Here is a 12,672-nt window from a genome sequence, read left to right on the forward strand (position 1 = left end):
CTTTACCGCCCAGAGGGCGGCGTTACGAACAATTTTGCAAGCCTTGTATCTGCTAAATCATAATAGAATTAGGGTACGTTAGCTAACGCACCCTAATGTAATTTTGTGTTGATTTAAGGGAAACCGTAACTCAAGGCTGTACTGGCGATCGCAACTACTAATTTATTCCAGGTATTTTTAAGCATTTGTACTCTGTCTCCTTTGGTAGATACAGCGAGTTTTTTTATCTACCTAAGTATATTATTAACCATTAACCATTAACCATTAACTATTAACTAATTAAAGTTGATTAAGTAGCCATCGGATCGCACTTTCTATATCTGCAACTTGTTCAACGGCGGGTTGTAGCTTTCGCTGTACCATCACTACTGGTATCTCCAATTCCCTAGCTGCAACAATTTTGGCGTAAGTTGCATCACCGCCGCTGTTCTTGCTGGCGATCGCATCAATCTGATATGCTATTAATAACTTTTGCTCATTTTCCAACGTAAAAGGCCCTCGATCCAAGAGCAATTTGCCGTTAGGAATCAGAGCCTCCGCTGCTGGCGGGTCAATCATCCGCATCAAAAACCAAATATCATCAAGATGAGCATAAGCAGCTAACTCTTGTCTGCCAATGGTCAGAAATACGCGCTCGGCCTGTTTAGATAATACTATTGCCGCCGCTTCATTGCTCTCAACTTCAATCCAGCGATCGCCCTCTTGTTTCTCCCAAGGCGGACGTACTAACATCAAATGAGGCAAGTTACATTCATTAGCAGCTTCGGCAGCATTAAAGGAAATTTGAACCGCATAAGGATGGGTAGCATCAATCAAAAAATTGATTTCGCGATCGCGCAAATAACCAGCCAGTCCTGCTGCACCGCCAAATCCACCAATCCGCACATTGCCTATTAAAGCATGAGGTTGTCGAGTACGGCCTGCTAAGGAAGTGAGAACATCCACTCCAGGAATAAATGACGCTCTTGCTGCTAGTTTAGTCGCATCACTTGTTCCACCAAGGATCAACAAGCGTTTTTTTGAAAGAGTTTCCACAATCGAAAAGCGGGGGAGCGGGAGAGCGGGGGAGAATTAAAGAGATTGAGGGAGATAGGGAGTCTTAAGTTTTGAGATTGCTTCCTTGCACTTGCAACGCTTCGTGGTTTTGATGCGAAAAAAGTAAGCTATTTTCCGCATCTCCCCATCTCCCCCGCCCCCCGCTCAAGAGATCAAGAAACTCCCCCTCCCCTCTCCAAACTAATCCCCGCTAGAGTCAGGGTAGTGGTGGCGAATTTGTTCAGCTTCGGGACAATCATCTGAGACTAGGGGTTCGTAGTTGCTTCGTGACACAGAGGCTAACTTTTGGCTAATAGCCCCAATACTTTCTAGCCGCACCATCTCTTCCCAAGAAGAAACTTCGTCTTCTTCATCGGTTTCGTAGCGCAGCGTCACCAAATCTCCCTCTATATCCAAGATCCGAGCGCGCTCAATCCAACGCTGCTGATCCCGCAAGAAAACACAAACCTCACGACCATCACAACAGAGTTGATAGATTTTGCGCTGTAGCATTTTTTATTTCTCCTGAGCAGTTTACTTGCTCAAAAAGATCGTCTGTTTACACGGTTGAGGTGGCCTTCGAGGCCTCTCTGCCGACACAGATAATATTACCTGATAACAGTACGAAGTTTATAATTAAATTTATAGCGCAATCTGGGCTTTCCCGCACAAATAAAAATTTTAGGGAGCGGCTGAGCCTAGATAACAGTTAAGTTTTACCTAGTTGAGTCTGTCTGAAAAAGGGCCTTACCAGAGGCGATCGCATCCTCCATAACTCGAAGGCAGGGGATTGTAAAATTTTCGTATTTTTTAACGGCCTTGCTGTTTGGCAAATTTTCGTCTCACTGAAGATAGAATTTTTTACTTAACAGCGAACTTGTGATTATAACTTGCTGGTAACAAGATTAATACCTCGAAACTAATCTCATCTCCTCTTGACGCTGAGCTTCGCGCTGGATATAACCAGAATTGACGGCATCGCAGAGAGATGCGATCGCATCCAAATCCCCTGAGTGATAGCTATTAAATCCAATCACTTGACGGAGCAACCCTTCAGAGGCGACGCTCAGACAGCGAGTTTGAAAAGCTGAATCTACAAGTTTGCGAATCATCATCTTGTATGCTTCCCCGACATAAATAACCGATAATCTTAATATCAACTATTCTCAGTGCTTAGATGATGATGGAGATCCGTCAAAAACCGTGATCTTAAAGATATTGTAAATGTGATTGAAGTCACTGACAACAGGGAAGTGTAAACGTACAAAATTGTGGCTGGCAACAACCAGCTTAAAATTAGGTAGCCCAGCTTGTAGCATTTAAGCTAAAAGAATTGCGGTTAGCAGCAAGATGAGGTTAAAGTAAGCGATCGCGGTGTTAAGGAGACTAGAGTAGTGGTTTATATAGAAAATTTGTCTCAACCTTCTATTTTTGAACTAGCACGTTCCGGTGACAATCAAGCCCTAAATTACTGGATTGACAGCCTGCTCAGGCCAGAAGGCATCTATGCCCGCGTAGATGCCGCCCAAGCCGGTTGTCTGCAAATCCTAGTCGAATTTCAGCGCGAATTTGCAGCCGATACACTAATTGTCAACACGCTACGGGAAAGGTTAGTTAAATTCATCTGCCACCAAATCTGGAGGCTTAATTCCCCAGCAGTAGAAGGCGTGCGAGTTGTAGCCCGCTTAGCCGGCACTCCCGACATCCTCTGGAAACAGTCAGTGCGGATTGTAACTCCTGCCATCCGCGATCGCAAACGCTACCGTTCCTCAGAGACCCTCGACTGGGTTAAATTTAAAACACTGCGCTCCCTATTCCTGATGGGATCGGCAGTTGCATCCTTCATCATCGGTTGCTGGATTAGCTACCACGAAGCTAATGCCCTGCGACCACTTGATTTTGCCTCACAACAGCAAGCTTTAGTAACATCAGGAATATCACCCAAAGGCCCAGAAACAGTTCAAGCAGCCTTAGAAATAGTGCCAGTAGTACAGCACAAACAGGTACTCAACCCCAAAGACCCAACAGTAACGCTAATGTTCGGCGGCGATGTCAATCTATCTAACGAATTGACACAAATTGCAAACAAAGATTACGGGTGGGCCTTCGCCGGATTGGAAGATTATCTACAAGCAGACTTAGCGATGGTAAACCTAGAAAATCCCCTGACAAATTTTACCGGCCGTCGCCCCAATAAACAAAATAATTCAAAAGCCGATCCAGAGGCAGTAAAAGTATTAACAGCAGGGGGAGTAGATATTGTCACTTTGGCCAATAATCATACTATGGACTTCGAGGAACCAGGACTGGTGGAAACCATAGAAACCTTAGATCGAGCAGGCATTCATCATTTAGGGGCGGGTCGAGATGCCAAAGAAGCACGGCGGCCTGAGATTATTGAAGTTAAAGGTCAGCGAATCGCCTACCTAGGTTACAACGATACCGACATTCACGCAGCAGGAGATGGAAAAGCGGGAACAAATGCTCGCCAAAATCAGCAGATAGCAGAGGATATCCGAGCGATTCGCTCTCAGGTAGACTGGGTGATAGTGAATTATCACTGGGGTGCAGAATTAGCAGACTATCCGGGAGACTGGCAAATCGATTTGGCTCGCTTCACAATTGACCAGGGTGCAGATTTGGTAGTAGGCCACCACCCCCACGTTTTGCAGGGGGCAGAAATTTACAAAGGCCGAGCGATTGCTTACTCTTTAGGAGATTTTATTTTTGGAGGGAATACCCGCAGTAATTACGATACAGCGGTACTGAAAGTTTCCTTGAAAGACAGGAATATGAAAGTAGAATTTTTACCAGTAGAGGTGACGAAGTATCAACCAAAAGTTGTCAAGGGAGAAAAGGGAGAGCAAATTCTCAAGCACGTAGAGCAAATTTCAAGTATTTTCGACAACCCCATGCGATCGCCAGTAGTTCTCGATGCTCCAATTGTAGGCGGCAGAAAGGACAATGGAAACATCAAGCCCATTCTCGCCCCCCAGTCCCCAGTCGCCAGTCCCGAAACCCCAATCCCCAGTCCAGAATTTCTAGCCCCTAACCGCGAAACCAGAGAAGGGGAAAAGGATTTCACCCCAGAGGTGCCGCTTAAAGCTAGTCCGCTGTCGCCAAGTTTGCCTAACTTACCCAAACAGCCTAGTAGTTCTTCATTTTTCGATGGCGAGTCAACTCCTACTGAAGAATCCAGCCCACCTCCCAGTAACGAATTACCTCCTCGCTTAAAATTAAATCCCCCCAAAAATCCGATTCAGGAAACAGATCCGTTTATTAAAGACTCCTTTATCAAAGACCCATTTATTTCGCCCGCTGCCCCTAACCCAGGGGTGACACCGAGTCCTCACAGCTACCTGCCCCCTAGTTTAGCTCCCTCGTTCCAACTTATTCCTAGAGAAGGGATGGAGAAAGTAATAATAGCAGGGGTTAGTATTGAGAGCGATCGCCGTAAAATAGTGGAGTTGCCGCCTGTAGAGGTTAATAATAGCTAAAGCATCGCCGGAAGGCATGGGCGGTAATCGGTAAATAGGACAAGGCTAATAATTAATTGCCTGTCACCGATGACCAATTACCAGTGACTGACAACCAATAATCGATGACCTATTACCGATGACAAATGTGTTTGCGATCGCGCTCGAACAAAAGCAATACAAAACCTACACCCTGTCAGACAAAGCAGCTAACTCTAGTTTAGATGTTGTACCCGAACGAGGTGGCATCGCTACTCGCTGGCAGGTGCAAGGTGAAGAAATCCTCTACTTGGACAAGGAACGATTCGCTAATCCTGAATTGACAGTGCGTGGCGGTATTCCTATCCTGTTTCCCATCTGCGGCAATTTGCCCGATAATACTTATACCTATAACGGAGTTGAGCGAAAACTCAAACAGCACGGTTTTGCCCGTGACTTACCTTGGGAAGTGGCAGAACAGGTGACTGTTGACCGCGCTGCGATTACTCTGGTACTTAATAGTAATGACTTGACGCGGGCAGTTTACCCTTTTGACTTCCAACTGGCTTTTACTTATCAGATTAAAGGCAACGCTTTAGAAATTTTCCAGCGTTATACTAATCTGTCATCCGAACCGATGCCTTTTTCTAGCGGTTTCCACCCTTACTTTTTCGCTCCCGACAAGAATAAGCTGCGCTTTGAAATACCGGGGATGCAGTATCGGGATCAGAAAACCCAGGAGATGGATTACTTTACTGGGATTTTTGACCCCACGTTAGATGAAATTGATGTGGTTTTTGAGCAGTTAACGGGCTTAGCTGCTACGGCGACAGATAAAAGTCGGGGGATGCGACTGATTTTGAGTTATAATTCTAGTTATGGTAGCTTGGTGTTCTGGACATTGAAGGGGAAAGACTTTTACTGTTTGGAACCTTGGACGGCCCCTAGAAATGCTCTTAATACGGGAGCTCATCTGATCAAACTTAAGCCTGGAGCGAGTTGTGAGATGTTGGTACGAATGACGGCAAGTTTTTTTTGAAAAACTCTTGCAATCTCTAGGAAGCTGTGCTACTATTATAAATCGTGCCTGGAAATAGTGTTTTTGATAGTATTTCTGGGTCGCTAACTCAACGGTAGAGTACTCGGCTTTTAACCGATTAGTTCCGGGTTCGAATCCCGGGCGACCCATTTTTGAAGGAAGTGTTATAGGGAGGGGCTAGGGGCTAGGAGCTAGGGGCTAGGGAAGAAGGGAATAGATAAGGGGGTTCCAGCAATGAGCGAGTATCCTAACTGCCAAGAAGGTTGCTATATAGCAATCGCCAAGGTGGTTATGGAAGAAACTGGAAGTAGACCCTGATCTTGAGTAGGAAGATTATTATTGAGATCAAATTCTGATTTGATAAATTCTCACTTCCGCCGCAAGCGAGAGAATTTCTTATTTTGAGAACTCCACACATACTTTCCACTTGGGTCAATATATCCCTCCTTATCGCCAACTTCTACCCGTGCCAGCCCTTGAATGAAGGGATAAGTGAAATCAAACTGTGCTTTAATCGCTAGCCTTCCGGTCGGGTCGATATAGCCCGACTTGCGATCAATATGTACACCAGCCAATCCTTCGGAGAAATAACTAGCATTATCAAACTGTGGCTCAATTACCATCTTTCCCTTGCGGTTGATATAGCCCCACTTCTCTTTAATTTTTATCATAGCTAACCCTTCAGAGAAAGAACCAGCGTAATCAAAATGTGGCTCAATTACCATCTTTCCCTTTTGGTCGATATAACCCATTTTACCATGAATTTTAACAGCAGCTAGTCCTTCAGAAAAATCATCGACCGCTCTAAACTGCAACGGGATAACTTCTTTACCACTGCGATCGACAAAACCCCAAAAATTGGGATCGACACAACAGTCATAAGGAAAGCCAGTCTTAAGTATTCTTACCCCTGCTAGTCCTTCAGAAAAGTCTCTTGCTTCAAAATAAATTGGCTCAATGACGAGCTTTCCTGTTGGGTCGATAAAGCCCACCCCTTTTTTAGTCATCGCTATAGCTCGTCCTTGGGAAAATTTAGAAGCAAAATCAAACTGTATGGGAATGGTTAGCTTTCCTGTCTTATCAATAAAACCCCAACGATCTTTAATTCCTACCAATGCCAGCCCTTCTGAAAATCTATCTGTTTCATCAAACTGTGGCTTAATTACTATGCTTCCTGCTGGGTTGATAAAGCCCCACTTGTTGTTAATTTTTACCATAGCTAATCCTTGTTAACAGAAATAGAATTAGTAAAAAGCTGTGTTCTTTGCTTTATACATAATCTAAAGCTCCTCAAAGAGACTATCAAAGTTCGATTTGATCCCAATTGTATTTGTCTCTGACTTATGAGTATAAGTCTGATAGTGTACCGGAACCTACTACGATCGCGCGTTTTGGTTTAGCTTTTGGCCTGGGGTGGTGGTGGAAAAGCAAGGTGGGGAAAAAGGCTTTTAAATAAGATGTGTAAGATGCGATCGCGCGATCGCTCCTTTCAGCAATTACGCTTTCGGGTTTTGGGGTCAGGTAAAGAAGCTGACACCTTTTCGCAAAAAACTGGAGTAGTTTGATTGTTTACGAGATACCCCAACAGGATTGCTGGCGTTTTACGTCCTCAACCCCTTGGCGGTTGCTATAACTGGGTATTTCCTTGCTCCCCTAGTCCCTCCCGCCCCTAAGATTCGCTAAACATATTTCGCTATGTGTGGCAAAGTGTCTTAAGATTGTCCTAAGAATTGAACTCGTCTAAGACCCACTGCTTAGAAACTACAAATAATTTAGGAGGAACATCTATGGCGATCGTACCCATGCGGCTACTGCTGGATCACGCGGCGGAAAACGGTTATGGCATTCCTGCTTACAATGTCAACAACATGGAGCAGATTCAGGCTATCATGCGGGCGGCGGATGAAACCAATAGCCCCGTCATCCTGCAAGCTTCTCGCGGTGCTCGTTCATACGCTGGCGAAAACTTCTTACGCCATTTGATTTTGGCTGCTGTGGAAACTTACCCCCACATCCCCATTGTCATGCACCAAGATCATGGTAATGCTCCCGGTACTTGCTATTCGGCGATTCGCAACGGTTTTACCAGCGTGATGATGGATGGTTCTCTGGAAGCGGATGCTAAGACTCCTGCTAGCTACGAGTACAACGTCAGCGTTACCAGCGAAGTTGTGAAAGTGGCTCACTCCATTGGTGTTAGCGTGGAAGGCGAACTGGGTTGCTTGGGTTCTCTGGAAACGGGGATGGGTGAAGCTGAAGATGGTCACGGTGCTGAGGGCGTGCTCTCTCACGACCAATTGTTAACTGACCCTGACCAAGCTGTGGATTTCGTTGAGCAAACTCAAGTTGATGCTTTAGCCGTTGCGATCGGTACTTCTCACGGTGCTTATAAGTTTACTCGTAAGCCGACTGGTGAAGTTTTGGCAATTAGCCGCATTGAGGAAATTCACCGCCGCTTACCGAATACTCACTTGGTAATGCACGGTTCCTCTTCTGTTCCTGAAGATTTACTGGCTTTGATCAATAAGTATGGCGGTAAAATCCGGGAAACTTACGGTGTACCTGTGGAAGAAATCCAAAAGGGAATCCAAAGCGGTGTCCGCAAGATTAATATTGACACTGACAACCGTTTAGCGATTACTGCTGCGGTACGTGAAGCTTTGGCTGCTAAGCCTGAAGAGTTCGATCCTCGCCACTTTATGAAGCCTTCGATTAAGTATATGCAGAAGGTTTGTAGCGATCGCTATCAGTCTTTTGGTGCGGCTGGTCATGGTACGAATATCAAGCAAATTTCTCTTGATGATTTTGCTGCTAAGTATGCTAAAGGCGAACTGAAAGCTATTTCTAAGAGCGCTGTAGCTGTCTAAGAGTTGTAGATTTTAGATCGATCTAAGGTCTAAAAGATGATTTGCCGGGTGGCTTTTGAGCTGCTCGGTTTTTTGTTGTTTGGAATTTGTTAACTGTTATAGTTAGGGGCTAGGGGCTAGGGAAAGAGAGGGGGAGCGGGGGAGAGGGGGAGCGGAGATGGGCGAGATTAGCAATTAGCAATTAGCAATTAGCAATTAGCAATCAGCAATTAGCAATTATTACCTGCTCTAACTTCAGCCATGATTTCACAAGCCGAATTTGCTGATTTTAACTGATGCGGATAAACCGTTTCAACACCAAGCGTTTCCATAAAAGCATCAGGGTCATCTTGGGAAGTGGGAATAAAATCGCCTCCAACTTCTGCCTTAACCCAACCGCCGAATAACTCAACTAAGAAAGCTTCGCCACCTTTAAAAACTTCCACGATTGCTCCTGGCACTCCTGGGGGTGCAATTCCGCCCTCAGTGAGAGGAATTTCTACGGCTAAAGTGACTGAATCAAATAACTGAAATTTACTCATTTTTGCCTTCCAAATCTTTGAGTAACTGCCGTATAAACGCTCTAAAATAATCTTTTCCAAGTCAATTCTTTCGTCAATCGATCCAACTTCCACCGCAATAACTGCACAGCCAACTCACCACAAATACCAGAAAGTCCGATCGCCTTTCTCGGAGATTCCACAGCCAGCGCGATCGCACTTTCGGCATCGCAAATTCCCCACTTCACCAAGTTTTGCACCCCCATCAACAAAGGTAGCGTCGTCCCAGCTAAAGTTCCACCTTCTATCGGTTCGTGATAGCCAACTCGTACCCAAGCCGTACCTTTTTTAACCTCAATATGCCGAGAGTCCCAGGGATAAACGCCATCCCGCAATCCCAAAGGCGCTAAAGCGTCACTAACCAAGAAAACCCCTTGTTCATATCTGCTAGAACGCAGCAGCACTTCAATCATTGCAGGGGTTACGTGCTCGCCATCGGCAATTAGGCCGCACCGAACGGCTGGGTGAACGATCGCGGCTCCCAACATTCCAGGTTCTCGATGATGTAAACTGGGCATGGCATTAAAAGCGTGAGTTACCATTGAGGCTCCTTGTGCAAAAGCCTCCTCTGCTTGTAATGCTGTGGCCAGTGAGTGTCCAAGACTGACTGTAATGCCTAAACTTCGCAGATAGGCGATCGCTTCTCCGGTACTGTCCAACTCTGGCGCGATCGTAATTACTCTGACTATATTTGCCCAATCTCCCAAAACTTGCTTGACATTTTCTATTGTTAGTGGTAATAAAAACTCTGCTGGGTGAGCACCTCGCTTGTGAAAATTCAGAAATGGCCCTTCCAGATGGACTCCCAAAATCTGAGCTGTTTTAGGAGATGAGTCTTTTTTGGCGGCCATAAAATCAGCAATAGTAGAAAGCGATCGCCTAAATTTTTCCAGTGACGTTGTTACCAGCGTTGGCAAAAAACCATCTATTCCCTGAGTCCACAAAAATTGACAAATTTCCTGTAAAAATGGGATATGGTCGCTCTCTAAATCTGGAAAAGCCAAGCCAAGGGCTCCATTAATCTGCAAATCAACTCCGCCGAGAGATACTAAATCTCCCCTAGCATCGAGGACTTGCAAATCTGGCGGAGCAACCCGTTTAAACACTTTGTCCATCGGGTAAATTCCTTGAATGATGCCCTCAGCGTTAACAGCGATCGCCTGCAAGCCATTATAACCGGGGAGCTTGGCATTAAGAATATCTATGGGGGCAGCAATTGGGGTTGTTGCTTCAATCATTATTTCAAGAAAATATCTAATCTGAAATCTAACAATCTAAAATCTCATGACTCAAGCTGTAATTGGAATTATCATGGGCAGTGATTCTGACTTGCCGACGATGAAAGATGCGATCGCTGTCTGTGAAGAATTTACCATCCCTTGCGAAATCGCGATCGTCTCTGCCCACCGCACCCCTGAACGGATGGTAGAATATGCCCAAAATGCCCACCAGCGAGGTCTAAAAGTGATTATCGCAGGAGCAGGGGGAGCAGCGCACCTACCTGGGATGGTAGCGTCGCTGACACCTTTGCCAGTAATTGGAGTGCCTGTGGCGACACGCCACCTGCAAGGGGTGGATTCCCTCTACTCCATTGTGCAAATGCCTGCTGGCATACCTGTAGCAACAGTGGCGATCGGTAATGCTAAAAATGCTGGCTTATTAGCAGTACAAATATTAGCAACTTACCAGCCAGAATTGTTAGAGCGAGTGCAGCACTATCGCCAAAGTTTATCGCAATCTGTGATGGAAAAGCAAGAGCGTTTAGCTCAGCTTGGTTATAAGCAGTATCTCGATTAACACTTAAAAGTTAAATGTATATTTGGATACAGAAGGTCGAGAACAAATATTGATGAAATCTTTGAACAATTGCTGAAATATTTGCAAAATGTCTAAACTAAGAATCCAAAAGAAAAAATTGAGAAAATCACAGCGATCGCATTCTAATTGGTTCGCAACTAAATTTCCGGTGACTGCAAAAAAGTTAGGTCGTTTACAAGTCGCCATTAAGCAGTTGAAACCTAGCTTGCAGGCTTGCATTCCCTTAGCTGGTATCATCGTGCTGTTTTGGGGTTACGCTGCCGTAGCCCAAAGTGCGCCCCCCACCACTGAGGAACAATTAGCAAGTCTGAAGGTGGGGCTAGATACCATGTGGGTGATGGTTGCCGGGATGCTGGTGTTCTTTATGAACGCTGGCTTCTGTATGTTAGAAACTGGCTTCTGTCGTCAAAAAAATGCAGTTAATGTTTTAGCCAAAAACTTGATTGTATTTGCCCTTTCCACGGTAGCATTTTGGGCGATTGGCTTTGCCCTAATGTTTAGTGATGGCAATGATTTCGTCGGTAGCAGTGGCGGATGGTTCCTCTGGAACGTGACCGACAATAGCCCTGCCACAGGGGACGCTTACAAAGGCATTTTTAGCTCTTTAAATTGGACGGGAGTACCGCTCAATGCCAAATTCTTTTTCCAATTAGTATTTGCAGGTACGGCCGCAACTATTGTTTCTGGAGCAGTTGCAGAACGGATCAAGTTTTTTGATTTCTTAATTTTCAGCTTGTTGTTAGTAGGAATTGCCTATCCTATTACCGGACACTGGATTTGGGGCGGTGGCTGGCTAGCGAAAGCAGGCTTTTGGGATTTTGCTGGTTCAACGGTGGTTCACTCTGTGGGCGGTTGGGCAGCTTTGATGGGAGCAGCTTTTCTAGGGCCCCGTACTGGCAGATATAGAGACGGCGAAACCGTTGCTATGCCTGGCCACAACATGAGTATTGCAACCTTGGGATGTTTAATTCTGTGGTTAGGATGGTTTGGGTTCAACCCAGGCTCGACAATGGCTGTAGATCCAAATGCGATCGCTCACATTGCGATTACAACTAATACAGCCGGGGCTTTTGGCGCATTGGCGGCGGGTCTTACTGCTTGGCTTTACCTCGGTAAGCCGGATCTTTCGATGATTATTAACGGCCTTTTGGCGGGCTTAGTTGGAATTACGGCTGGTTGTGCTTGGATTAACGTACCGAATTCTGCCCTGATTGGCATTGTTGCTGGGGTAATGGTAGTCTTTGCAGTTACTTTCTTCGATAACTTAAAAATTGATGACCCCGTTGGTGCAACCTCAGTTCACCTAGTCTGTGGTGTTTGGGGAACTCTGGCAGTAGGCTTGTTTGCTGATGGCCCGACAACTGGAATTTACACTGCTGGCCCAGCAGCCGGATTGTTGGTAGGCGGTGGATTTGGTCAACTCTGGGCACAAATTATCGGGGTGATTTCAGTGGGAGGGATGACAGTTCTGCTGAGTACGATTTTTTGGCTAGCTCTGAAGGCGACTCTGGGTATCCGAGTTACTCCAGAAGAGGAAGCAGAAGGCTTAGATATTAGCGAACACGGAATGGAAGCCTACAGCGGTTTTGTCAAGGAGACAGGCTTTGCTGGAAGCGTGGGTGATGCACCTTCACGTAGTAGCTGGCCTACTGGCTCTGGCGGGACGGCGAATAGGTAGATAGGGGATAGTAGGAGTAGGGGGAGATGGAGGGGTAACAACTGAAAATTTTCTGTCTTCCATCTTCTCCCATCGTCCTCTTCCGCATCTCCTCCGCTTAAGAGTTAACAGTTAACAGTTAACCGTTAACAATTTTGTGGTAAAGTGTGCAAAAAAGACGGTGCTTGATTCTCTTAGGTCGCAAACAGAGTCGATCGGTTGAATCCGAGCCAGTATTTATGCCAATTCGCCGTCGGATGGC

12 protein-coding genes and 1 tRNA gene are annotated in these 12,672 nt (G+C 45.7%); 7 read left to right on the forward strand and 6 right to left on the reverse strand.

The features are described from left to right. Positions 1-279: 279 nt before the first annotated feature. The 3 genes from PY364_RS19035 to PY364_RS19045 form a co-directional block, all read right to left on the reverse strand. The gene (locus PY364_RS19035; RefSeq protein ID WP_275524848.1) at positions 280-1,035 is read right to left on the reverse strand and encodes a cobalt-precorrin-6A reductase; all 756 of its coding nucleotides are present in this window, start codon (positions 1,033-1,035) and stop codon (positions 280-282) included. A 201-nt stretch (positions 1,036-1,236) separates the two neighbouring features. Beyond that, entirely contained in the window at positions 1,237-1,548 is a 312-nt protein-coding gene (locus tag PY364_RS19040; RefSeq protein ID WP_275524849.1) for a DUF6679 family protein, read from the reverse strand. A 392-nt stretch (positions 1,549-1,940) separates the two neighbouring features. Beyond that, on the reverse strand, positions 1,941-2,150 hold the full coding sequence (locus PY364_RS19045) for a hypothetical protein (RefSeq protein ID WP_343278048.1): 210 nt from the start codon (positions 2,148-2,150) through the stop codon (positions 1,941-1,943). Positions 2,151-2,429: 279 nt separating this feature from the next. On the opposite strand from PY364_RS19045, the gene PY364_RS19050 reads away from it, so the two are divergent. The 3 genes from PY364_RS19050 (at position 2,430) to PY364_RS19060 (ending at position 5,678) form a co-directional block, all read left to right on the forward strand. Further along, positions 2,430-4,532: a CapA family protein gene (locus PY364_RS19050; protein ID WP_275524851.1), complete on the forward strand. Its 2,103-nt coding sequence runs from the start codon at positions 2,430-2,432 to the stop codon at positions 4,530-4,532. 118 nt (positions 4,533-4,650) lie between these two features. Further along, positions 4,651-5,529, forward strand: coding sequence for an aldose epimerase (locus tag PY364_RS19055; RefSeq protein ID WP_275524852.1), 879 nt, complete (start codon positions 4,651-4,653; stop codon positions 5,527-5,529). Positions 5,530-5,606: 77 nt separating this feature from the next. After that, positions 5,607-5,678, forward strand: a tRNA-Lys gene (locus PY364_RS19060). Between the two features lie 219 nt (positions 5,679-5,897). On the opposite strand, the gene PY364_RS19065 is transcribed toward PY364_RS19060, so the two are convergent. Beyond that, a complete protein-coding gene (locus PY364_RS19065) occupies positions 5,898-6,746 on the reverse strand; it encodes a WG repeat-containing protein (protein ID WP_275524853.1) in 849 nt (282 codons plus the stop codon). A 113-nt stretch (positions 6,747-6,859) separates the two neighbouring features. Between PY364_RS19065 and PY364_RS19070 the strand changes: the two genes are divergently transcribed. Beyond that, complete coding sequence (locus PY364_RS19070; RefSeq protein WP_275524855.1) at positions 6,860-6,985, forward strand: PEP-CTERM sorting domain-containing protein; 126 nt, start codon at positions 6,860-6,862, stop codon at positions 6,983-6,985. Between the two features lie 331 nt (positions 6,986-7,316). Next, positions 7,317-8,396, forward strand: coding sequence for a class II fructose-bisphosphate aldolase (gene fba / locus PY364_RS19075; RefSeq protein WP_275524856.1), 1,080 nt, complete (start codon positions 7,317-7,319; stop codon positions 8,394-8,396). 209 nt (positions 8,397-8,605) lie between these two features. Here the strand turns inward: fba and PY364_RS19080 are convergent, their stop codons facing one another. After that, on the reverse strand, positions 8,606-8,917 hold the full coding sequence (locus PY364_RS19080) for a DUF4926 domain-containing protein (RefSeq protein ID WP_275524857.1): 312 nt from the start codon (positions 8,915-8,917) through the stop codon (positions 8,606-8,608). 41 nt (positions 8,918-8,958) lie between these two features. Then, positions 8,959-10,173, reverse strand: coding sequence for an N-acetylglucosamine-6-phosphate deacetylase (nagA, locus tag PY364_RS19085; protein WP_275524858.1), 1,215 nt, complete (start codon positions 10,171-10,173; stop codon positions 8,959-8,961). 46 nt (positions 10,174-10,219) lie between these two features. Between nagA and purE the strand changes: the two genes are divergently transcribed. Beyond that, a complete protein-coding gene (gene purE / locus PY364_RS19090; RefSeq protein WP_275524860.1) occupies positions 10,220-10,732 on the forward strand; it encodes a 5-(carboxyamino)imidazole ribonucleotide mutase in 513 nt (170 codons plus the stop codon). Between the two features lie 88 nt (positions 10,733-10,820). Continuing rightward, positions 10,821-12,431: an ammonium transporter gene (locus PY364_RS19095; protein WP_275524862.1), complete on the forward strand. Its 1,611-nt coding sequence runs from the start codon at positions 10,821-10,823 to the stop codon at positions 12,429-12,431. Positions 12,432-12,672: the final 241 nt, after the last annotated feature.

The organism is Kamptonema sp. UHCC 0994 (assembly GCF_029167235.1).
Lineage (GTDB): Bacteria > Cyanobacteriota > Cyanobacteriia > Cyanobacteriales > Microcoleaceae > Kamptonema.

Coding starts and splice junctions, on each gene's coding strand:
- PY364_RS19040 (WP_275524849.1), bottom strand. CDS start 1,548: ATGCTACAGCGCAAAATCTATCAACTCTGTTGTGATGGTCGTGAGGTT.
- PY364_RS19045 (WP_343278048.1), bottom strand. CDS start 2,150: ATGATGATTCGCAAACTTGTAGATTCAGCTTTTCAAACTCGCTGTCTG.
- PY364_RS19055 (WP_275524852.1), top strand. CDS start 4,651: ATGACAAATGTGTTTGCGATCGCGCTCGAACAAAAGCAATACAAAACC.
- PY364_RS19065 (WP_275524853.1), bottom strand. CDS start 6,746: ATGGTAAAAATTAACAACAAGTGGGGCTTTATCAACCCAGCAGGAAGC.
- fba (WP_275524856.1), top strand. CDS start 7,317: ATGGCGATCGTACCCATGCGGCTACTGCTGGATCACGCGGCGGAAAAC.
- PY364_RS19080 (WP_275524857.1), bottom strand. CDS start 8,917: ATGAGTAAATTTCAGTTATTTGATTCAGTCACTTTAGCCGTAGAAATT.
- nagA (WP_275524858.1), bottom strand. CDS start 10,173: ATGATTGAAGCAACAACCCCAATTGCTGCCCCCATAGATATTCTTAAT.
- purE (WP_275524860.1), top strand. CDS start 10,220: ATGACTCAAGCTGTAATTGGAATTATCATGGGCAGTGATTCTGACTTG.
- PY364_RS19095 (WP_275524862.1), top strand. CDS start 10,821: ATGTCTAAACTAAGAATCCAAAAGAAAAAATTGAGAAAATCACAGCGA.